This window comes from Synechococcus sp. YX-04-1 (assembly GCF_030546365.1).
Taxonomy (GTDB): domain Bacteria; phylum Cyanobacteriota; class Cyanobacteriia; order PCC-6307; family Cyanobiaceae; genus Parasynechococcus.
In genome coordinates this window covers 98,046-118,478 of the sequence record NZ_JAUONZ010000002.1, presented here as the reverse complement: position 1 = coordinate 118,478, position 20,433 = coordinate 98,046, and the positions used below count along the sequence as shown (strand labels likewise).

The window sequence follows — 20,433 nt, the reverse complement described above, 5'->3', positions numbered from 1 at the left end:
GGTTTCCAGCAATTGCCCCAGCACCTTGCACGTCTCCAGACCTCACATTCCTGAATTGTGCACAGAGTTCTGAACAGCGCAGCAGACTGCACAACGATCACCACCAAAAAATGACGGGTGTACTGGCAGCCCTCGGAGCGGCCATGGCCTGGACGGGAGCCAGTGCACTTTGGCGGTCGCTATCGGGGCGGGTGACGGCGATCCGGCTCAATGCCATGAAAAACGGGCTGGCCAGCCTGCTGTTTCTGCCGGTTCTACTCACACTTCCGCAAGACACCGAAATGCAGGCCGTTCTGCTGCTGTTAATCAGCGGCTTGATCGGCATTGCGGTCGGCGACAGCTTTTATCTCGGGGCGCTGCGGCGACTCGGCACCCGACGAACCCTCACTGTGGAAGCCAGCGGACCGGTGCTGGCCAGCATCGCTGGGGTTCTGGTGATGGGAGACAGCTTGGGAGTGAAGAACGGTCTCGGCGCGCTTTTGGTTTCAAGCGCCGTAGTTCTCATTGCTTTGAAGGCGAAAAAGACAAACCAAAGAGACCAGGGGGTGATCGCTGCTGACCTCGGCCCAGGGCTGCTGTTGGCATTCACGGCCGTGATCTGTGGGCTAAGCGGAGCCTTTCTGGCTCGTCATGTGCTGATCAGCAGCGACCTAACCCCATTGCAGACGGCAGCCATCAGGCTGCTGGGCGGATGGCTTGGTCTACTCCCCTTCTTCAAAGGGATCTGGAGACAAACCAACCTGACGCGACGGGAGCAATGGAGGCTTGTGACCGCCACCGTGATCGGAACCAACGGGGGAATCTTGTTGCAACAAGTGGTGTTGCAGAGCATGCCCGTGGGAGAAGGGGTGACGCTGATGGCCACGGCGCCAGTGATGGCACTTTTTTTGGGCCGAATGGAAGGAGACCCAATTCAGCTGTCTGGCGTGGCTGCCGCGGGGCTCGCTTTGGCCGGTGTGGCCTGCACCAGCCTCTGAAGGCTGGATTCCACTGCCGAAGCGGCAGCCTTATTCAAGGCCAACACCACCAGATCAGCACCACAGCCCTGATCGGGTCGCCAGGCATGGCTGGGAGCTGCTTCAAACCAGCTGTTCAACCGCGGACCCACCATTTGGATCTGCAAGGGAAGCGTTTTGCTGGGCAACCAGACACGCCCCTTGAGTCGCACCACCTGGTGATCGCTGACAAGGTTGGGCAACAGATGCTCTAGGGCCTGGCGGTCCAACGCACCTTCGACACGAACATTGCTGCCGAGCATCTCGACATGGCTGTGGTCGTGATGGTCGTGATCGTGATGGTCGTGGTCGTGGTCGTGATCGTGATCGTGATCACGATCGTGGTGGGTGTGATGGGTGGGCTTGTGCTCCAGACCCAACACAACTGATGTCTCCACCTGTCCCTGAGACACCGGGAGCAGAGCGGTTCCCGGGCGGACTTTGTCCTTGATCCGCCCCTGCACCTCAGCCATCGCTGATGCATCCAGGCAATCAGCCCGGCTGATCAAGACCAGGTCAGCGGCCTGGAGTTGATCCTCAAACAAGTCGTCAATCGCTGTGAGGTGATCGAGGCTGGGATCCTCGGCACGTTGCCTCTCCAGCGCTTCAGCATCAGCCACTGGACTACCTGCAGCCAAGGCTTCACCATCCACCAGCGTCACCACACCATTCACATGCACACGGCTGCGGATGGCAGGCCAATCCAAGGCCTGGAGCAGAGGCCGTGGCAAGGCCAGACCGCTTGTCTCGACAACGATCCCATCCAACTGATCCGCCCGTTCCAGCAACGTCTCCATCGTCGGGAGGAAGTCGTCCTGCACCGTGCAGCAGAGGCAACCGTTATTCAGCTCGACCAGCCGGCCATCCACATCCTCCTCGGGACAGAAGCCACAGCTGCGAATCAGATCACCATCAAGCCCAACGCTGCCGAATTCGTTGACCATCACGGCCAATCGCTGGCCTCCGCGGGTGAGCAGATGGCGGAGGACCGTGGTCTTGCCGGCCCCAAGAAACCCGGTGATCACGGTCACCGGCAGACGCTTAGCCATGAGGATTAAGGGCGGCAGCCCAGGCTCTCACGGGTTGAGACGCCACTGATCGGGTTGGATCCATCCGCCCGAGCACAAAGGGCTCGCTGTTGCGGCAGATCGATCACGGCGTTGGTGAAATCAGCACCGTCGATCTGCGCGTCCGTGAAACGGCTCTGCATCATCATCGCGTTGGTGAAGTTGGCCCCCCGCAGATCTGCGCCCTCGAAGTGGCTGGCAAAGCCGACAACATCGGAGAGATCGGCATCTCGAAGATCGGCCCCCTGCAGTTGAGAGGTGTTGATCACGGCTCCGCGCAGGTCCGTGCCGCTGAGATTCACCTCACGCAAATCGGCCTTAAGGAACTCTTTTTCCTTGAGATCGAGACCGTGCATATCAGCGCTGATCTCCTGAACTGCGAATTGACCACGCAACTCGGGAGCGGTGATGGCCTGCACTGATTCAGCCCAGAAAACTGTGCTGATCGCCAGCGTGATCACCGCCAACAGCGAGGCCATACGTCGAAGGGCGCCCATGAGACCGGTAATTTGAGCAATCACGTTATGGCAACTGTCAGCGGAGCGAGTCGATATGGCCATGAGCTTGCGGGTGGTGGTCCCACCCCATCCCCTAATCGGTCATTGGCTGACGATGCTGCGGCACCGGGAAACCCCTGCTGCCCTCTACGCCACCGCCCTGCAGGAGCTGGGCCGTTGGCTCACCTACGAAGCCCTGCGGGACTGGCTGCCCCATCGACGGGACATGGTGCCCGGAATCGATGGAGACACCGAAGGCACCATCGTTGAGTCGTCGGTTCCGCTGATCGCCATTCCAGTGCTGCCAGCAGGCCTTGAGCTTTGGCAGGGAGGACGATCCGTCCTTCCCGATTCCTCCTTAAGCCTGGGGTCATGCCCAGAGGAAATCGAAGCCAATGCCGGGGTGATTCTGTTTGTTGACCAGATCAGCGATGGGCAAGCCACCCTCAAGCTTCTGCAAAAGCTCCAAGCCAAGGGTGTGGATGGACGCCGGCTGCGAGTGATCACTGCGTTGTGTGCCAGTCCTGGACTGAAGCTTTTGGGTGAAGCGATTCCAGACCTAACGCTGCATACCGCCTGCATCGACGAAAGCCTGGGGGAGAAAGGCGAGATTCGTCCGGGAATCGGTGACCCTGTGCGACGGCTGAACTTCAGATCTTGAGGGCGTGACTAACCTTCAGGCAGGTTGATCGCACCCATGGCCCAGCAGCACGACACGGGCTCAGGCACCCTGGCAACTCTGGTCACCGGAGCAATGCTCGGTGCTGCAGGCCTGGCCTGGTGGCTCCTCAATGAAGCTGACAGGCGTAGGCGTTACGGCGCGCAGACGTCGATGTTGCACGCACCGCGGATGCAGGACGGTTCTGAAGTGCTGGACAGTTCAGCCAACGGGCACCTCGAGGAACGGGTGGAAAAACTCAACGCGGAGATTGCCCGCGTTCGTGCCCAGCTCGAGGGACTCGGAAGCGAAGGATGAGCGCTCGGTAGGTTGGCTTGATTGCCACTGGTCCGCTCCGTTCCATGCTTCGCTCCGACGCCGTCACCAAGGGGATTCAGCGGTCTCCCAACCGCGCCATGTTGCGGGCCGTTGGCTTTGGAGACAGTGATTTCGGCAAGCCCATCCTGGGCATTGCCAACGGCTACAGCACCATCACCCCTTGCAATGTGGGGCTGAACGACCTGGCCAAACGGGCTGAGGAAGCTGCCCGGCAGGCCGGAGGCATGCCACAGATGTTCGGGACCATCACCGTGAGTGATGGAATTTCCATGGGCACCGAAGGGATGAAGTACTCCTTGGTGAGCCGTGAAGTGATTGCTGACGCGATAGAAACGGCCTGCAACGGCCAAAGCATGGATGGGGTGTTGGCAGTCGGTGGCTGCGACAAAAACATGCCTGGCGCCATGCTTGCCATGGCAAGGATGAACATTCCTTCGGTGTTCGTCTACGGCGGCACGATCAAGCCGGGCAAGCTGGGGGGCTGTGATCTCACGGTGGTGAGCGCTTTTGAAGCGGTCGGCCAACTGACCAGCGGCAAGATCGACGAAGAGCAGCTCACCGCAGTTGAAAAAAATGCCTGCCCTGGAGCTGGCAGTTGCGGCGGCATGTTCACCGCCAACACCATGAGCGCCGCCATCGAAACGATGGGTCTCAGCCTTCCCTACAGCTCCACGATGGCTGCGGAGGACGGGGAAAAGGCCGACAGTGCCGCTCGCTCCGCTGAGGTGCTGGTGGAGGCTGTGAAAGCCAACATTCGCCCCCTGGATCTGCTGACCAAGGAAGCCTTTGAGAACGCCATCAGCGTGATCATGGCGGTGGGTGGCTCGACCAATGCGGTGCTGCACCTGCTGGCCATCGCCCGCACGGCCGGCGTCGAACTGAGCATCGATGACTTCGAACGGATCCGTCAGCGGGTGCCTGTGATCTGTGACCTCAAGCCCAGTGGCCGCTACGTGACCGTTGATCTGCACAACGCCGGCGGCATTCCCCAGGTGATGAAGCTGCTGCTGAATGCCGGGTTGCTGCACGGCGACTGCCGAACGGTGGAGGGCAAGACCCTGAAGGACTTGCTGGCAGACGTGCCGTCGGCCCCCGCCGCCGGGCAGGACGTGATCCGCCCCTTGAGCAATCCCCTTTACGCCAAAGGCCACCTCGCCATCCTCAAGGGCAACCTCGCTAGCGAGGGCAGCGTGGCCAAGATCAGCGGTGTGAAGACCCCGGTGCTCACAGGGCCGGCCCGGGTGTTCGAAAGCGAGGAAGACTGCCTTGCCGCCATCCTCGACAAAAAGATCAAGGCCGGGGATGTGGTGGTGGTCCGCAACGAGGGTCCCGTTGGTGGACCGGGCATGCGGGAGATGCTGGCTCCCACATCAGCGATCGTGGGTCAAGGCCTGGGGGACAAGGTCGCCCTGATCACCGATGGCCGTTTCAGCGGTGGCACCTATGGCCTGGTGGTAGGTCACGTGGCACCTGAAGCTGCTGTTGGTGGAACGATCGGCCTGGTTCAAGAGGGCGACAGCATCACCGTCGATGCCGACCAGCTGCTGCTCCAGCTCAACGTGGATGAAGTGGAACTGGAGCGCCGGCGGGCGGGATGGAGCAAGCCGGAACCGCGCTATCGCCATGGAATTCTCGGCAAATACGCACGGCTTGTTTCCAGCTCAAGCCGCGGTGCAACAACCGACCACGCCGATTGAATTCGGCGCAGTCAAACAGCCGGTTGCACCAGGGCCCGTAAACGCCGACCCAATGCCTCTAGGGGGGCGGCATCCTGTGGTGCCGCGCAACGCTGACCGGATCCACCATCCATCCAGACCGGATGGCGCCCGTGCCAGAGCATCGGGCGTTCCGGTTGGTCCCACCAGCTGAGCATCAGATTGATCTCGTTACCGCTCCGGTAGATCTCCAGTTCAAGGTCCTGCTCGGAGCAACGCTGGCCTTCGCCATCGCGGCATTCAATCCGCACGTGCAGATCGTCGATTTGTTCGGGAGCTGAAGGATCGATCAAAACAACCGCATGGTTCCAGGGCTTGAGGCAAACGTCAGCCGCCTTGGCAATCAACACCAGAAGGTCCATGGGCTCAGGGCAAGGCGCGGATTGAGCGGATCAGCATCCGGATGGAGCCTGCGCGAAAACCCGGATTGAGATCCCCTGCATCACCAAATTTCGAGTGCAACACTTGAATGCGAGTGATACCACTGGGATCGAAGCGCAGCGGTAAGCCAACGGGTTTGGCCCTCACGGTGGGTCTGAGTTCTTCAAAAGACACCACCACAGGGGTCACGCCATTGGATTGAGTTGGAACATCCACCACCCAGCGGAGACCACCAGGAATCAGTTCGGTGAGTCCCATGGCACCATCCCCGCAACCGAGGGCAATCTTCAGTGTGCGTCCCTCGCCTTCAACATCAAGCCGAAGTGCCGAATAGGTCGACAGATCGAGCGCGGGCTGCAGGCGGGGGGAACGGCAGCTCACGAAACCACCACCGGTTTCCACCAGGTCCCCCTCCAGCACGAGGCCATCAGGGGTCACGCGACAACCGGCACGGGATCGGCCGCCCATGATCGTGTCGTTCAGGCTGGCCCAGTCAGCAAAGTCGCTGCCCTGGAAAAGAATCTGCTCAGAGGCCGGCGGCTGCATCCTGATCGGCAAGGACCAGCACATCACTAGCAGGTTGAACCAGCCGAGCGGGGGTCCGATCGGAGGATTCGGAGGGATCCACCAGTCGCCGGAGGGCCTCCTGTTTTCCGGCCCCACTGACGAGGAAGATCACCTGACGGGCGGCACTGAGCACAGGAGCCGTCAAGGTAATTCGATCTAACCCTTTGCCACGGCCGATGGTCGTCCAGCGATCCAGCACCGCTGGAGCCTCCGTACCAGGGAAAAGGGATGCGGTATGGCCGTCATCACCCAGGCCCAGCAGCATCACATCGAACACCGGTGGGGCTCCTGAACAAAGCTGAGAAATCTGTTCAGCAAACGCCAGGGCACTGGCCTCAGGACTTTCCAGTTCCACGGTGGGCACCGGGTGAAAGGCGGCCGAAGCTCCAGGCCCGGGGGAGAGCAGGGTGCGTCGCAACATGCCGGCGTTGCTCGAATCATCGTCGGCAGCAACCCAGCGCTCGTCGCCCAGGACGACGTCCACCCGATCCCAGGGCAACCGCTCCTGTCCGAGCAGGGAATAGGCCCTGGCCGGCGTGCTTCCACCCGAGAGAGCGATCTGGCAGCGGTCCCGTTGATCCAGTGCCAAGTCAATTTGGGCGGCAATTGTTTCGCAGGCCTGGCGGGCGAGGTCCTGGGGATCCTTGGCCCGCTCAATGCGGTAGTTGGTCATCACTCAACAGCTCAGCTGAGCCATTCGGTGTGGAAGGCGCCCTCCTTGTCGACCCTCTGGTACGTATGGGAGCCGAAGCAGTCGCGCATCGCCTGAACCAGGTTCTGGGGGAGACGACCGGAGCGGTAGCTGTTGATGTAGTCGAGGGTGCTGCTGAAGCAGGGAACGGGAATACCGGCCTCGGCGGCGCCGGCCACCACTTGAGCTAGCCCGGGCAGCCGTCTGTTGATCTGCTCAGCGAACCAGGGATCCACCATCAGGTTGGGCAGTTGGGGATCAGCATCGAAAGCATCCTGTATGCGCTTCAGCAGACGGGCCCGAATGATGCAACCACCCTTCCAAATCTGAGCGATCGATGGCATGTGGAGCTCATAATCGAGATCCTGGGAGGCGATGCGCAGCAGTTCCATGCCTTGGGCATAACTGGCGATGCAGCTCAGCACCGTGGCGTCCATCAACGGAGCCATGGCGTCATCAGGGGTCCCCAGATCAAAGTCCTTAACGGCAGGACCCTTGAGGATCGATTCCGCCGCCATGCGCTGAGGCTTCATCGAGCTCATCACCCGTGCATTGAGGGAGGCATAGATCGTTGGCACAGAAGCGCCCATCTGCAGCGCTGTCACCACGGTCCAGAGTCCCGTGCCCTTCTGGCCAGCCTGGTCGGTGATTTTCTCCACCAGATCAGTGCCATCGACGGGGTCCTTGGTGCGGAGACACACCTCAGTGATTTCCACCAGATACGACGACAACTCTTCTGTGGCGTTCCATTGACCGAGAACGTCGGCCATCTGCACACCGCTCATTCCTTTGACCCGCTTCATCAGGTCGTAGCCCTCGGCAAGGATCTGCTCGATCCCGTATTCGATCCCGTTGTGGACCGTTTTGACCAGGTGTCCTGACCCCCCGGGACCGATGTAAGTCACACAAGGTCCGTCTTCGACCTGCGCCGCCATCTTGTTCACGAGGCTCTCGATGGCCTCGTAGGAGGTCTTGGTTCCTCCGGGCATCATGCTTGGCCCCTCTAGGGCACCTTTGGCGCCTCCGGATACACCCATACCGATGAAGCCGAAACTCTTGCTCTCGAGTTGCTTCACCCGACGTTCGGTGTCGTGATAGTCGGAGTTGCCTCCATCAATCAGCAGATCGCCTTCTTCGAGATAAGGAGAGAGCTGATCAACGACGGCATCGACGGCAGGCCCCGCCTTCACCATCATCAAAATTCTGCGGGGTCGTTCCAGCTTGCAAACGAAATCTTCGAGGTCAGTGGCCCCCTGAATATTCTTGTCCTTGCCACGCCCCTGGAGGAAGTCTTCAGTTTTGGCGTAGGTGCGGTTGTAAACAACGCTGGAAAAACCGTTGCGCTCCGCATTAAGGACGAGGTTCTCGCCCATCACGCCAAGACCAATGAGGCCGAAGTGAGACTTGGACATGGCCTAATGGACCACTAACGATTGACCTCAGTGTGTTGATCTCGGCTGGTGCTGACTGCAAATCAACCAACAAATGTCAGGAATGAACCATCGGCTCAGGGAGACGGCGGCTCATTCCCGCGAGCGCTTCCAGCGCTCAGATCACCGTTCCATCAGCGATGGTGGCGTTTTTCTGAACCACCACGATTCCGTTACGGATGTAGAAGCCCTGATCGGAACGATCGGCCTCCTCCACGTTGTCCTTGTTGATGATCGAGACACCCGAACCGATGCGGGTGTTCTTATCGAGGATGGCGCGTTTCACCGTGGTCCCCTTGCCCACGCCAAGAGGAATACCTCCTCGCTCCTTCAAGACGGCACGTTCGTCGGGCGATTCAAAGAAGTCGGCTCCCATCACCAGCGTGTCTTGAAGGACGCAGTCACTTTCAATCCGGCTGCGGACACCGAGCACGCAGTGGTGAATGCTGCAGGACTTGAGAATGGATCCCTCGCCAATGATGGAATTGGTGACCTGAACGTCCACCAGCTTGCTGGGGGGCAAGTAACGGGGGCGGGTGTAGATGGGGAACTTCTCGTCGTAGAAGCTGAAGGGGGGCGTGGGTTGTTGGGTCAGCGCAAGGTTGGCTTCATAGAACGCACCGATGGTGCCGATGTCTTCCCAGTAGTCGTCGAACACATAGCTCTGAAGCTTGTCGCCCCTCGCGAGAGCCTCGGGAATGATTTCTTTGCCGAAATCCTTGTGGGCGGGATGCTTGTCGAGCAGATCAAAGAGGGTTTGACGGCTGAAGACATAAATGCCCATGGAAGCCAGATAAGGCCTTTCCTTGGCTGAATCAGCACTCAGACCGAAGCGAGAGGTGTCAACAGCCATCTCCAGCAGCGAATCACCCTTGGGCTTTTCACGGAACTCCTTGATCGTGCCGTTTTCGTCGGTCCGCATCAGTCCGAAAGCCTCGGCCTGCTTGGGATCAACGGGAAGGGCAGCAACGGTGAGATCGGCGCCTGAACGGCGATGGTGCTCAATGAAGAGGCTGTAATCCATCCGGTAGAGCTGGTCGCCGGAAAGGATCAGATATTCATCAACATCCCATTCCTGGAACAACCATTGGTACTTGCGTACAGCATCTGCAGTGCCTTCAAACCAGGTGGGACTGTCAGGGGTCTGCTGGGCTGCGAGCACCTCAACAAACCCTCCACCGAAGGAATTGCTGAGGTTGTAGGTCTGGCTCAGGTGGCGGTTGAGTGACGCACTGTTGAACTGCGTCATCACGTACATCTTGTTGATGTCGGAATTGATGCAGTTGCTAATCGGAATATCAATCAGTCGATATTTGCCTGCCAGAGGGACGGCCGGCTTGGCGCGCATTTTTGTGAGCGGATACAGGCGTGTGCCTGCTCCGCCGCCCAGAATGATGGCCAAAACCCGCTTCATGCCGCTGTCCCAAATCGGCGTTGCCGCAAGAACTTACCGGAGTTTTTGGCTTCTCAACCGTCTTTGGGAAGAATCAGTCGAGATTACTGGGATTCAGTTCGCGACTGAATCGCTCAAGAGCTCAAGATGCTTCCAAATCGAACAGTCTTTCGACAATTCGAAGGGCCTGTTGACGATCCTGACGGGTCTGGGGAGCCCGCAGCTGGGTCACGGGCGTGTGGAGGATTTTGTTGATGATCCCTTTGCTCAAGGCTTCGACCACCTTGCGTTCCCGGGCTGAGAAATCGGGACCCATTCGGCTGAGGGCTTTCTGGAGTTCCTCCGAGCGGATCGACTCCATCGAGGAGCGCAGCTGGTTGATGGTCGGCACAGCCTCGAGGCTGTCCCACCACTCGAGGAACTGCTGCGCTTCCTGCTGAAGCAACTGTTCAGCCTCCCGGGCCATGGCCTGACGGGCTTCCTGGTTACGGGCAACGACCTCTTGAAGGTCATCCACATCGTGAGATTCAACGCCGTCCACATCGGCAGCATCAGCAGCGATGTTGCGCGGCACCCCGATATCAATCAAGCGAAGTTTGCTGCGCCGGTTCAAAGGAGCCAGACGCGCGGCATCGATGATCGGATCATCAGCGGCGGTACTGGTGAACATCAGCGAGCAGGTGCTCAGATACTGATCCAGATCTGTGAGCGGCCGGCACTGAACAGGAAGATCGGGGAAATCGGAAGACAGCTGTTCGGCCCTTTCAACGGTGCGGTTCAACAGAACAACACCAGAGGCACCTTTGGCCTGAAGGTGCTGAAGCAACAGACGGCTCATGCGCCCGGCACCGACAACGGCGATCTGCTCGCTTTCCAGGGTGACCAGCTGATCAAGTCCCCGGGATTGACCAAGCTTGAGCTGGGCGAGCTCAACGGCCGCTGAGCTGATCGAAACGGCCCCTGTTCCGAGGTTGGTTTCGCTGCGTACACGCTTGCCCGTGGTGACGGCCTGCGTAAGCAAACGATTCAGGATCGGACCCAGGGATTTGTGCTCCTGGCCGAGCCGCATCATTTTTTTCACCTGGGAGAGGATTTGACCTTCCCCCAGCACAAGGCTGTCGAGACCTGCTGCAACCCGCATCAGATGGTCGACAGCGTCTTCGTGGTGATAACTGAACAGGTGAGGGGTCAGCTCCCCTGTCTCAAGGCCGGAGTGGCTGCTGAGGAAGTCGCTTACAGCAGACACCCCGAGGTCCGGATTGCGGACCAAGGTGTAAATCTCAAGGCGGTTGCAGGTGCTGAGGATCGATGCCTCGAGCACCTGCTCGTTGCCGCGGAGGGATTGAAGGGACGTCTCCATGGTCTGCTCAGGGATGCTGAGCCGTTCCCGGATCTCCACCGGTGCCGTGCGATGACTGAGGCCGACGACGGAGATATGCATGAAGACGTTCCTCTCAACCAGTGGGTGACGATCAGCTCAGAGCAATGCTCTGGGCGCCGTCTTTGATGTGCACGGTGTTGGTGAAGCGGCAGGTGTTGTCCAGATTGCTAATCACCAGGCTGCTAGTGCGGGTGCAGTCCTTTTCGAACTTAACGCCATTGAAGAGCAGACCATCAGTGATGCCGCTGCCAGCGAAACAAACATGCTCGCCGCAGGCCAGCTCCTCTGCTTCGTAGACCTTGTCGGGATCGCTGATGCCCATCTCAGAGAGACGCGCCAGGTTGCCCTCTTTGGTCATGTCAGCCCATTCGGAGGTCTGAGCAATCGCAGGGTCGTACACCAGTTGACCCTGGAAGTGACCACCGAGAGCACGCATGGCAGCGGCGGAAATCACACCTTCAGGGGCAGCACCAATGCCCATCAGGCAGTGGGTTCCGGTGCCAGCAAAACCGCAGGCAATGGCGGCCTGAACGTCGCCGTCGGAGATGGGCTGGATGCGAGCACCGGTGGCACGGATCTCAGCGATCAGATCCTTGTGACGCGCACGATCCATCACCACGATGTTCAGCTCGTCGACGGGGAGACCCAGGCACTCGCTGAGGATCTTGATGTTTTCAGTGGCCGATTTACGGATGTCCACCTTGCCCTTGGCAGCCGGAGGAGCAGCCAGCTTCTTCATGTAGAAGTCGGGGGCGTTGAACAGACCACCGCGATCGGAAGCGGCGAGAACAGCCATCGAGCCGCGCTGGTTGAAGGCGCAAAGGTTGGTGCCTTCGCAAGGGTCGACAGCGAAATCCACGCCAGGGCCAGTGCCGGTGCCGACCTCTTCTCCGATGTAGAGCATCGGGGCTTCATCACGTTCGCCTTCGCCAATCACGATGCGGCCCTGCATCTGGATCTGATTCATGCGCTTGCGCATGGCATCGACGGCCAATGCATCCGCTTCATCCTTCAGGCCTTTGCCGGAGAGCGAGGCGGAAGCGATGGCGGCCTGCTCGACGATCTCGAGAATTTCCTGAATGAGGGTCTGATCCACGGGACTCCGGATGAGGTGGGACGGGTTGGCGAGATCTCCTGGACGGGCAGTTGGCCGTCGCCGCAGTGGATCTCGACGTCTGAGCGCGGCTCACTGTATCAGTGGTTGCAGGAGTCCCTAAAATCTCCCGGCAAATCGCGCTCCTCATCCATGAGCACCAAGCCCCTGGTGATCTCGCCGTCGATCCTGTCGGCTGACTTCTCACGCCTCGGCGAAGAGGTGAAAGCCGTGGATGAAGCCGGTGCAGATTGGATCCATGTGGATGTGATGGACGGCCGCTTTGTTCCGAACATCACCATTGGACCGCTGATTGTTGAGGCGCTGCGTCCGGTGACCCAGAAGCCCCTGGACGTTCACCTGATGATTGTTGAGCCGGAGAAGTACGTCCCCGACTTCGCCAAAGCAGGCGCCGACATCATTTCTGTTCAGGTTGAAGCTTGCCCGCATCTGCATCGCAACCTGGCTCAGATCAAGGACCTGGGCAAAAAAGCAGGTGCAGTCCTGAATCCCTCAACTCCGATCGACACCCTCGAGTACTGCCTCGAGCTCTGCGACTTGGTGTTGATCATGAGCGTCAACCCCGGTTTTGGTGGCCAAAGTTTCATCGAAAGCCAGGTCCAGAAAATCCGCGACCTGCGCCGCATGTGCGACGAGAAGGGCCTCGATCCCTGGATCGAAGTGGATGGCGGCATCAAAGCTGGCAATGCCTGGAAGGTGATCGAAGCAGGTGCCAACGCGATTGTGTCCGGCTCCGGTGTGTTCAACCAACCCGATTACGCCGAAGCGATCAAAGGCATCCGCAACAGCAGCAGTAAGGAAGCTGTTCTTGCTTGATCAGCAGGCCATCAAATGAGCACCAAAGCCCGGCAGCCAATGCCGGGCTTTTTTGTGATCACTTCAAGAAAGAACCAAGCCCTTGAGCAGTTTCATCATCTTCAAAGATTTGATAGCCACACTGATGCGATCAAGGGTCCGATAATCGTGGGATGAATGATGACGTCAAACTGGTTACAGCATTCCTAGCCCTAAATGCTGGCGTGATTTCATTAGTTTTCGCAGGTTATCTCAAAGGCAGCATGAATATTGGCGCCGTCCTGCAACATTTAGTTCAATAGATTTATTTGCTTCGTGCTACATCAGGCTTCGTATCCCCCTGCCACTTGAGTTGAAATACGGATGACCAGCGCAGCCCCTCTGGACCAGACTGGAAATGTCGAAGTCGGAGGCGTCCTATGCGTGACGACAGTCCAACTGAGCAGGGTCTAGAAGCTGCCTGACTGGCCTGACTAGCCATACAGCCAGACGCTTCGTTCAGCTTCAAAGAACGCCAACAAGGAAGGTCATCCCGTTGCAGGGGTGGCCTTCCTTTTTGTCCGTTGGCCTGATGCACATCTTGAGAGGCCAACCACGCCCTGGATGGACATCACGCCAATCAGTGACGTTGATCACAGAACAAGATTGAAGAGCATGGAATTATTCCAGGACGCGATAGACCACAGGTCACGACGCGAGATTCACGCATAACTTGGAGAACAGCATGAGCAGACGAGGAATCCACCCACTTCTACGAGGTCTTGAACGGTCTCAACAGGTGACACCCTCAAGACCTGCCTCGCCGCTGTCTGGTCTGGAATCGGCACAACGAAAACGTTATCTGCGTTCGGAAGCTGAAGACGCCGAAGCGTTCCAACAACGAGTCAGACATCGCTCATCTCAGTGAGACCTTGTTGGCCCGCAGGTGCTGATTTGATTTGTCCTGGGGCTCAAAGAGGTTTGAGTTCACATCCCAGGGGTAATGGCGTGGGGGGAGAGTCCATGTGGACCTCGATCCCCCCTCAGTGATGGGGAGAGTCCGTTAGGCCTCGATCCCCTTGTGGCGGCCGCTTTCGCTGCCAGACCCACATCTCCACCATGCAGGACATCCACAGCTACAGGCATGCAGCTCAACAATCTCTTCCACTGTTGGTGTTCTGGTTTTACAGACTGAACCGGCGTGCGCCATCCCTGAAATGGGGGATCTGGGCCAAAGAATTAATCCCTCATCTGGGGGATTGAATCGAAGACAAAAAACTCATTACGATGAATACATCAAAAAAGCAATAAGTTCATGCACAGATGCATCCTGTCACAGATTCAACTGAAGTTGTCAGAGTCTTTCTCGTTCAGGAATGCAGAATGAATCAACAAAGCAACTCCTCCGTCATGAAGAATATTTTTTCCGGACTTATTACTGGAGTCGTGATGACGACGGTCGTGAATCAACCAGCCCTAGCCAACAACACATACTCCAGGACAAAGACTTGCTATCAGAATCAATACGTTGAGACTTACCATCCCGGAACCCGGGACAAGCCTGGGTACGTCAGCAGTCGAGAGGAAAGGGTCGAACGCCCTTGTCCCAAGACCCTGCATTTCCATGGGCGCAAAAGCCATAAGCACCAGCAGGGGCACCGCGCCCATAACCATCCAGATCATTCACCAACAACGTCAAGCGGAAAAACCGTCGTCGTGGACCATTCTGCTGTGGACAACAATTCCTGTTTGGAAGGAAGCCTCGCTGGCGGTGTTCTTGGGGGAGCCTTGGGAGGCGCACTCGCCAAAAAGGACAACTGGATCTGGTCGATTCCCGCTGGGGCCGTTGGCGGTGCCCTGGTCGGATGTCAGATCGATGGTGGTTGAGCCCTTGATCGAGTGCACGCAGGCAGCTTGTCAGAAAAACCAGCCGTAACTGTGCAAGCCAATGCCCAGCAGATTCACGCCGATGTAGCAAACAGCGATCACAACAAGACCCACCACCGCAACAAGAGCTGGGCGTCGACCCTGCCAACCGCGGCTGAGGCGGGTGTGCAGATAAGCGGCGTAGACCAGCCAGCAGATCAAGGCCCAGGTTTCCTTGGGATCCCAGCTCCAGTAGCTGCCCCAGGCTTCATTCGCCCAAACAGCACCACTGACGATGCCCACCGTGAGCATCAAAAAGCCAACTGTGATGGTGCGGTAGCTGAGGCTGTCGAGTTGTTCATTTGTGCTCAACTGCACCGATTGCAGCTGAACAGAACCACCGTTGGCGATCGAGGCAGCCTGACGAAATCCACCACTGCCAATGGAACTGCTGCGAAGTTCCAGAGCCTGGTCACGATCCGTGACCAACACCGCCAAGGAGAGCAGCGATCCCACCAGCAAGGCGGCATAGCTCACCATGATCACGCTCACGTGCATGACCAACCAGCTGGAGCGCAGGGCAGGAACAAGGGGCGCCGCCGATTGCAATTGATCCGGCAAAGCAAAGCTGGCAAAGGCAATGCAACCAAGACCCATGGGTGTGGCTGCTGCTGCCACGATTGGAGAAGGCCAGGCCCGTTCCACCAACAACTGGGTGAGGGTGCAGGCCCAGGCCAGAAAACACAGGGATTCGTAGAGGTTGCTGATCGGGAAGTGGCCGGATTGCCACCAACGCAGAATCAGCTGTGTCGTGAACAGCAGGTTGGCAACAGCCACCAACAAGCGAACCAAGCCTGCACGGGACTGACTGGACACCGCCCAGAAGGCCAAGGGCATGGCCAGCAACAGCAACACGAAACCAGCAAATCCAAGACTGGTGACCAGCTCAAAAGGCGTGTTCAGCACACCATTCCCCGAAGACACGCCGATTCTGCCTCGGCCAATCAGCGACTGGCCTGTTTCAGCAAAAGACCACCAGCGCCTAGAAACAACATCACAGGCAGCCAAGCCGCCAGGATCGGCGGCAGGGTGCCCTTGACTCCCAGGGAACTGAAGCTGAAACCAATCACGTAATAGACAGCGATGATCCCGAGGGTGAGCACAAACGAGAAGCTTCTGCTGCTTCTGTAACTGGGCTGAGCGCCGAGGGTGGCTCCAAACAAGCCAAACACCAGACAGGCCATCGGAACCGTGAACTTCTCCTGGATCCGCACACGGATTTTGCGGGCTTCCTTGATGCTGCCGGCCTCTTCATACAGCCTCTGGGCTTGCAAAGCTTCGGCAACTGTCATGTTGACGGCATCCTTTTCAATCCCTGCCAGGCGCACCGGACCGGAACCGAGGGGATAGACGTAACGATCGAAATCGGCCTTGGTTGAGCTGCCGTTGGCGGCCAACGTCAAAATCTGGCCATCCAGAAAGTCCCAACTGGCCTGGCCCTCATTCCAGATGGCCCGATCTGCACGCAACATTTGGGTGAAACCGGATCGGGTGAAATCAAGAACAGTCACGTCCACCATTTCACCGTTCTGAAACTTCCTCGAATAGAAGAGTTGATTCAGCCCCTTGCCGTCCTCTTCACCGTCGGAATCAAAGCGGGTCCCGAAACGGGGGTAAATGATGTCGCGTCCTGTCTCACTGGCAAGAGAACGCCCCAGTGACTTCTTGAGGGTGACCTCTGCATAGCGTTGGCTGCGGGGCACCACCACGTCGTTGAGGACGAAGGTGAACAGCGTCATCACCATGGACAGAGCCAGGGCCGCGCTAATCATCCGCACTGTGCTGATCCCGAGGCTTCGCAGAGCGGTGAGTTCACTGTTCGCTGACAGGCGGGTGAACACGAACAGCGATGCCATCAGCGTTCCGATTGGCACTGAGAAGGCCAACCAACGCGGAATGCTGAACAGCAGAACCTGAACTGCAATCGTGATCGGCAGGTTCTTGTCGACCATCTGCCGCACCAGTTCAAACATCACGCCGCCCGTGAGCAGCAGCAGGGTGAACAGGGCAATGAAGAACAGCAGCGGACCCAGAAGCTCCTTGAGCAACCAGCGATCCAGGAGATCCAGCCGCATCCAGGTGGCGCGTTTGAGACGATCCAAAATCACAGTTGGAATCCCTCCCCGAGGTAATAACGACGCACCTGTGGATCAGCCGCCACCTCCTCGGAATGTCCTGCAGCCAAAACCGCACCATCGTTGAGGATGTAAGCCCGATCAGTTGTGGCCAGGGTTTCTCGCACGTTGTGATCAGTGATCAGGATCCCCATACCCCGGGACCGCAACTCCTCGATCAGCAGCTGAAGATCCGCTACCGCAAGCGGGTCGACGCCGGCGAAGGGTTCATCCAAAAGCAGATATGTCGGACCGTTGGCACCCGAAGCCAGCGCCCGGGCCACCTCACATCGGCGACGTTCACCCCCGGAGAGTTGGAAGCCACGTCGATTGATGAACGCGGTGAGGTGAAAGTCCTCAATCAACTGCTGGCGCCGATCCCGACGCTGCTCGGGACTGAGATCGGTCTGTTCAAGGGCAACATCAAGGTTTTCACGCACCGTGAGATTGCGAAAAACACTGGCTTCCTGGGGCAAATAACCCACCCCAAGCCGTGCCCGTTCGGGCATTGGCAGACTGGTGACACGCTCACCGTTCAAGGTCACCTCGCCCTGATCAGGGCACAGCAGACCGATCACCAGATTGAAGGTGGTGGTTTTACCGGCTCCATTAGGACCCAGCAGGCCGACCACCTCGCCTGGGGAAAGTTTCAGATTCAAACCCTTGACCAACTGGCGGCCCCCAAGGGTGATGGAGACATTCGACAGTTCCAGGGTCATGGGGTTACCGGGTTTGCCGCAGGAGCAGGATCCAGAGCGGGTTGGCTAGGAGTGAGAGACCACTGACTGAACACCTGCTGGCCCGGAACGGGGCTGGCAATTGCGCGGCCTTCCTCCAGCAAATAGGTGAAGCGATCGGCGCGGAGCTGATTGCCATCGGCCTGGATCACATCCACATCACCACTCAGCACAATCCGGTCTTCCTCCGTGAAGTACTGGGCCTGTCGGCTGGTGGCCACCAAACCACGACCGGCATGCACCAAGCGAACATTGCCGGTGGCAGTGATCACACCCGTGCTGTTGTCGGCCGATTGCAGATCGGACTCAATCGTGATGACGCCTGCATCAGCAGTTTGCTGAGCCTGGACCGCATCCAGAGGGCACATGACGGCCAGAAGGGGCAGAGCTAAAAAAAGGCCCCCGAAACGGAGCATCGCTTTACCTGCCACGCAATTTGCTCGAATTCGTTGAGATTACCGGCGCTTCAGCGCATGTACTCAAGAACAGGGACAGTGCATGACTCGGGATCCCCATCCTGCTGAAGGGCTTCAAGCCGTTGTTGCGTCGCTTGGCAGAGAGCATCAAGGTTGAGGCCTAGATCAGGAGTCCCGGGACGTTTCAGACGTCCAAGGGCTTCGCCGAAAAGGATCGTGGCACCACGACGGTTGCCCCGTTGCAGATGCAGCTGGGCAACCGCCACTTGAAGGATTCCCTGCAGGCTGCGCCGCTCCGGATCAGCCGTTTCATGCCAGAGCTCTTCAAACAGATCGTGGGCGGCGTACCACTCACCGGCGTTGAAAAGCTCCAGGCCCTGCTGAAAGCGGGGATCCGCCTGGGGCATCAGCGCTTGGACTTGGCCGGCTTCTTGCCAGGAAGTTTGCGCAAACGAATCGACTCGGGGGTGACTTCGAGCATCTCGTCTGGACCGATGTATTCCAAAGCCCGCTCAAGGGTCATCTGAATCGGTGCTTGCAGCGTATCCAATTCCTCAGCACCCGCGGAACGCATGTTGGTGAGCTGCTTGGTCTTGCAAACGTTGATCTCCAGATCCTGGGGCCGGTTGTATTCCCCGATGATCATGCCCTTGTAGACCTTGGTGCCCGGGCTGATGAAGAACTGGCCACGGTCCTCGGCATTCTTCAGTGCATAGAAGGTGGCCGTTCCTTCTTCGAAGGCGATCAGCACACCGTTCCGGCGTGTGTCGAAGTCACCCATCATCGGCCGGTATTCATAGAAGGAGTGGCTCATGATTCCTTCGCCGCGGGTGGCTCGGATGAACTCACCCCGGAAACCGATCAGACCGCGGGAGGGAACGATGAACTCCAACTGGGTGCGTCCATCAGCACTGGTTTCCATGTTCTGCATCTCACCCTTGCGGGTGCCCAGTTTTTCGATGCAGCTGCCAACCGCTGGCTCAGGGACATCCATCACCAGGGTTTCAACCGGCTCGCAGGGCGTGCCATCAATGGTGCGGTAGATCACCTGAGGCTGGGAAACCTGGAACTCATAGCCCTCACGGCGCATCGTCTCGATCAGGATGCCGAGGTGCAGCTCACCGCGACCACTCACAGCAAAGCGGTCTGGTGAATCAGTGTCTTCGACACGCAGAGCCACGTTGGTGAGCAATTCTCGCTGCAGGCGGTCACGAACCTGACGGCTGGTGACGAATTTGCCTTCCTTACCTGCAAACGGGGAGTCGTTGACGACGAAGGTCATCTGCAGGGTGGGCTCATCCACCTTGATCAACGGCAGAGCGGTCGGCTCATCGGGGCAGGCGATGGTTTCGCCAATGTTGACGTCGTCAAAGCCAGCCACGGCCACCAGGTCACCGGCGGAAGCCTCTTCGATCTCGACGCGCTGGAGACCCTCAAAGCCCAGCAGCTTGCTGATGCGGCCCTTCTTGACGCTGCCGTCGTCCTTGATCAGCGCTGCGTTCTGACCCTGTTTGATTTTTCCGTTGTGAACGCGGCCAATGATGATCCGACCAAGGAAGTCGGAATAGTCAAGGGTGGTGATTTGCAGCTGGAGGGGCTTCTCCGGATCACCAACCGGGGGCGGAACGTGGCGCAGGATGGCGTCGAACAGCGGACGCATGTTGTCGCTATCTGTCTTCATGTCGGGCTTGGCGAAGCCTCCAAGACCGCTGCCGAACAAGTAAGGGAAATCGCACTGATCGTCGTCAGCGCCGAGTTCGATGAACAGATCGAGCACCTTGTCGACGGCGGTCTCGGGATCCACCCGGGCACGGTCGATCTTGTTGACGAACACGATCGGACGCAGGCCCTGCTCGAGGGCCTTCTTCAGCACAAAGCGGGTCTGGGGCATCGGCCCCTCATTGGCGTCCACGATCAGCAGGCAACCGTCGACCATGCCCAACACCCGCTCCACTTCACCACCGAAATCGGCGTGACCAGGCGTATCAACGATGTTGATCCGGGTGTCCTTGTAGGTGACTGCCGTGTTCTTCGACAGGATCGTGATGCCGCGCTCACGCTCCAGGTCGTTGGAGTCCATCACACAGGTGGGGACTGCTTCGTTGTCGCGGAAAATTCCTGACTGCGCCAACAGCGAATCGACCAAAGTCGTCTTGCCGTGGTCAACGTGGGCGATGATCGCGATGTTGCGGATCGCCTTGTTGTTGGCGCTCATGCGGGCTGACCGTACGTATTTGT

General features: G+C 58.6%; 21 protein-coding genes. 6 read left to right on the top strand and 15 right to left on the bottom strand.

Annotated features, from left to right (window positions below):
• The first annotated feature begins 110 nt into the window (after positions 1–110).
• A complete protein-coding gene (locus Q3Y53_RS03905) occupies positions 111–977 on the top strand; it encodes an EamA family transporter (RefSeq protein ID WP_303533064.1) in 867 nt (288 codons plus the stop codon).
• Here the strand turns inward: Q3Y53_RS03905 and cobW are convergent.
• Positions 914–2,044, bottom strand: a complete 1,131-nt coding sequence (cobW, locus tag Q3Y53_RS03900) for a cobalamin biosynthesis protein CobW (protein ID WP_303533062.1) — start codon at positions 2,042–2,044, stop codon at positions 914–916. The genes Q3Y53_RS03905 and cobW overlap by 64 nt on opposite strands.
• Positions 2,045–2,049: 5 nt before the next feature.
• On the bottom strand, positions 2,050–2,559 hold the full coding sequence (locus Q3Y53_RS03895; protein ID WP_303533059.1) for a pentapeptide repeat-containing protein: 510 nt from the start codon (positions 2,557–2,559) through the stop codon (positions 2,050–2,052).
• 55 nt (positions 2,560–2,614) lie between these two features.
• Between Q3Y53_RS03895 and Q3Y53_RS03890 the strand changes: the two genes are divergently transcribed.
• Genes Q3Y53_RS03890 through ilvD form a run of 3 tightly spaced genes read left to right on the top strand, consistent with a single transcriptional unit; the run spans position 2,615 to position 5,253 of the window.
• Entirely contained in the window at positions 2,615–3,220 is a 606-nt protein-coding gene (locus Q3Y53_RS03890) for a uracil phosphoribosyltransferase (protein WP_303533056.1), read from the top strand.
• Positions 3,221–3,256: 36 nt separating this feature from the next.
• Positions 3,257–3,535, top strand: a complete 279-nt coding sequence (locus tag Q3Y53_RS03885) for a hypothetical protein (protein ID WP_226423972.1) — start codon at positions 3,257–3,259, stop codon at positions 3,533–3,535.
• Positions 3,536–3,579: 44 nt separating this feature from the next.
• Complete coding sequence (gene ilvD / locus Q3Y53_RS03880) at positions 3,580–5,253, top strand: dihydroxy-acid dehydratase (protein WP_303533051.1); 1,674 nt, start codon at positions 3,580–3,582, stop codon at positions 5,251–5,253.
• An 11-nt stretch (positions 5,254–5,264) separates the two neighbouring features.
• Here ilvD and Q3Y53_RS03875 read toward each other — a convergent pair whose 3' ends face one another.
• From Q3Y53_RS03875 to glpX, 7 genes are all read right to left on the bottom strand, one after another.
• Positions 5,265–5,633, bottom strand: a complete 369-nt coding sequence (locus Q3Y53_RS03875; protein ID WP_226412185.1) for a hypothetical protein — start codon at positions 5,631–5,633, stop codon at positions 5,265–5,267.
• Positions 5,634–5,637: 4 nt separating this feature from the next.
• On the bottom strand, positions 5,638–6,198 hold the full coding sequence (locus Q3Y53_RS03870; RefSeq protein WP_303533047.1) for a CIA30 family protein: 561 nt from the start codon (positions 6,196–6,198) through the stop codon (positions 5,638–5,640).
• Complete coding sequence (pgl, locus tag Q3Y53_RS03865) at positions 6,179–6,892, bottom strand: 6-phosphogluconolactonase (protein ID WP_226423975.1); 714 nt, start codon at positions 6,890–6,892, stop codon at positions 6,179–6,181. Before pgl ends, Q3Y53_RS03870 begins: the two co-directional genes overlap by 20 nt.
• Positions 6,893–6,903: 11 nt before the next feature.
• The gene (gene gndA / locus Q3Y53_RS03860) at positions 6,904–8,322 is read right to left on the bottom strand and encodes an NADP-dependent phosphogluconate dehydrogenase (RefSeq protein ID WP_226423976.1); all 1,419 of its coding nucleotides are present in this window, start codon (positions 8,320–8,322) and stop codon (positions 6,904–6,906) included.
• Between the two features lie 136 nt (positions 8,323–8,458).
• Positions 8,459–9,754, bottom strand: coding sequence for a glucose-1-phosphate adenylyltransferase (locus Q3Y53_RS03855; protein ID WP_226423977.1), 1,296 nt, complete (start codon positions 9,752–9,754; stop codon positions 8,459–8,461).
• Between the two features lie 121 nt (positions 9,755–9,875).
• Positions 9,876–11,174 carry a glutamyl-tRNA reductase gene (locus Q3Y53_RS03850; RefSeq protein ID WP_303533043.1) on the bottom strand — a complete coding sequence of 433 codons (1,299 nt, stop codon included), beginning with the start codon at positions 11,172–11,174 and terminating at the stop codon, positions 9,876–9,878.
• A gap of 31 nt (positions 11,175–11,205) precedes the next feature.
• On the bottom strand, positions 11,206–12,210 hold the full coding sequence (gene glpX / locus Q3Y53_RS03845) for a class II fructose-bisphosphatase (protein WP_226423979.1): 1,005 nt from the start codon (positions 12,208–12,210) through the stop codon (positions 11,206–11,208).
• 150 nt (positions 12,211–12,360) lie between these two features.
• On the opposite strand from glpX, the gene rpe reads away from it, so the two are divergent.
• Together rpe and Q3Y53_RS03835 are read left to right on the top strand one after the other, a co-directional pair.
• Positions 12,361–13,044 carry a ribulose-phosphate 3-epimerase gene (gene rpe, locus Q3Y53_RS03840; RefSeq protein ID WP_226423980.1) on the top strand — a complete coding sequence of 228 codons (684 nt, stop codon included), beginning with the start codon at positions 12,361–12,363 and terminating at the stop codon, positions 13,042–13,044.
• A 1,281-nt stretch (positions 13,045–14,325) separates the two neighbouring features.
• A complete protein-coding gene (locus Q3Y53_RS03835; protein ID WP_226423981.1) occupies positions 14,326–14,889 on the top strand; it encodes a glycine zipper 2TM domain-containing protein in 564 nt (187 codons plus the stop codon).
• Positions 14,890–14,919: 30 nt separating this feature from the next.
• Here the strand turns inward: Q3Y53_RS03835 and ccsB are convergent, their stop codons facing one another.
• Genes ccsB through typA form a run of 6 tightly spaced genes read right to left on the bottom strand, consistent with a single transcriptional unit; the run spans position 14,920 to position 20,410 of the window.
• Positions 14,920–15,834, bottom strand: a complete 915-nt coding sequence (gene ccsB / locus Q3Y53_RS03830) for a c-type cytochrome biogenesis protein CcsB (protein WP_226423982.1) — start codon at positions 15,832–15,834, stop codon at positions 14,920–14,922.
• Positions 15,835–15,872: 38 nt separating this feature from the next.
• Positions 15,873–17,033 (bottom strand): LptF/LptG family permease, encoded by a 1,161-nt coding sequence (locus Q3Y53_RS03825; RefSeq protein WP_303534015.1) that lies wholly within the window; start codon positions 17,031–17,033, stop codon positions 15,873–15,875.
• Complete coding sequence (gene lptB / locus Q3Y53_RS03820; RefSeq protein WP_226423983.1) at positions 17,033–17,761, bottom strand: LPS export ABC transporter ATP-binding protein; 729 nt, start codon at positions 17,759–17,761, stop codon at positions 17,033–17,035. Before lptB ends, Q3Y53_RS03825 begins: the two co-directional genes overlap by 1 nt.
• On the bottom strand, positions 17,758–18,195 hold the full coding sequence (locus tag Q3Y53_RS03815; protein ID WP_303533034.1) for an LptA/OstA family protein: 438 nt from the start codon (positions 18,193–18,195) through the stop codon (positions 17,758–17,760). Before Q3Y53_RS03815 ends, lptB begins: the two co-directional genes overlap by 4 nt.
• Before the next feature lie 50 nt (positions 18,196–18,245).
• On the bottom strand, positions 18,246–18,602 hold the full coding sequence (locus Q3Y53_RS03810; protein ID WP_226423985.1) for a DUF309 domain-containing protein: 357 nt from the start codon (positions 18,600–18,602) through the stop codon (positions 18,246–18,248).
• Positions 18,602–20,410, bottom strand: coding sequence for a translational GTPase TypA (typA, locus tag Q3Y53_RS03805; RefSeq protein ID WP_226423986.1), 1,809 nt, complete (start codon positions 20,408–20,410; stop codon positions 18,602–18,604). The genes Q3Y53_RS03810 and typA overlap by 1 nt, the downstream gene beginning before the upstream one ends.
• Between the last annotated feature and the right edge of the window lie 23 nt (positions 20,411–20,433).

Excerpts from the sequence above, each read along its gene's own strand:
- Q3Y53_RS03905 (WP_303533064.1), top strand. The coding sequence starts at position 111 with ATGACGGGTGTACTGGCAGCCCTCGGAGCGGCCATGGCCTGGACGGGA.
- cobW (WP_303533062.1), bottom strand. The coding sequence starts at position 2,044 with ATGGCTAAGCGTCTGCCGGTGACCGTGATCACCGGGTTTCTTGGGGCC.
- Q3Y53_RS03895 (WP_303533059.1), bottom strand. The coding sequence starts at position 2,559 with ATGGGCGCCCTTCGACGTATGGCCTCGCTGTTGGCGGTGATCACGCTG.
- Q3Y53_RS03890 (WP_303533056.1), top strand. The coding sequence starts at position 2,615 with ATGGCCATGAGCTTGCGGGTGGTGGTCCCACCCCATCCCCTAATCGGT.
- Q3Y53_RS03885 (WP_226423972.1), top strand. The coding sequence starts at position 3,257 with ATGGCCCAGCAGCACGACACGGGCTCAGGCACCCTGGCAACTCTGGTC.
- ilvD (WP_303533051.1), top strand. The coding sequence starts at position 3,580 with ATGCTTCGCTCCGACGCCGTCACCAAGGGGATTCAGCGGTCTCCCAAC.
- Q3Y53_RS03875 (WP_226412185.1), bottom strand. The coding sequence starts at position 5,633 with ATGGACCTTCTGGTGTTGATTGCCAAGGCGGCTGACGTTTGCCTCAAG.
- Q3Y53_RS03870 (WP_303533047.1), bottom strand. The coding sequence starts at position 6,198 with ATGCAGCCGCCGGCCTCTGAGCAGATTCTTTTCCAGGGCAGCGACTTT.
- pgl (WP_226423975.1), bottom strand. The coding sequence starts at position 6,892 with ATGACCAACTACCGCATTGAGCGGGCCAAGGATCCCCAGGACCTCGCC.
- gndA (WP_226423976.1), bottom strand. The coding sequence starts at position 8,322 with ATGTCCAAGTCTCACTTCGGCCTCATTGGTCTTGGCGTGATGGGCGAG.
- Q3Y53_RS03855 (WP_226423977.1), bottom strand. The coding sequence starts at position 9,754 with ATGAAGCGGGTTTTGGCCATCATTCTGGGCGGCGGAGCAGGCACACGC.
- Q3Y53_RS03850 (WP_303533043.1), bottom strand. The coding sequence starts at position 11,174 with ATGCATATCTCCGTCGTCGGCCTCAGTCATCGCACGGCACCGGTGGAG.
- rpe (WP_226423980.1), top strand. The coding sequence starts at position 12,361 with ATGAGCACCAAGCCCCTGGTGATCTCGCCGTCGATCCTGTCGGCTGAC.
- Q3Y53_RS03835 (WP_226423981.1), top strand. The coding sequence starts at position 14,326 with ATGCATCCTGTCACAGATTCAACTGAAGTTGTCAGAGTCTTTCTCGTT.
- lptB (WP_226423983.1), bottom strand. The coding sequence starts at position 17,761 with ATGACCCTGGAACTGTCGAATGTCTCCATCACCCTTGGGGGCCGCCAG.
- Q3Y53_RS03815 (WP_303533034.1), bottom strand. The coding sequence starts at position 18,195 with ATGCTCCGTTTCGGGGGCCTTTTTTTAGCTCTGCCCCTTCTGGCCGTC.
- Q3Y53_RS03810 (WP_226423985.1), bottom strand. The coding sequence starts at position 18,602 with ATGCCCCAGGCGGATCCCCGCTTTCAGCAGGGCCTGGAGCTTTTCAAC.
- typA (WP_226423986.1), bottom strand. The coding sequence starts at position 20,410 with ATGAGCGCCAACAACAAGGCGATCCGCAACATCGCGATCATCGCCCAC.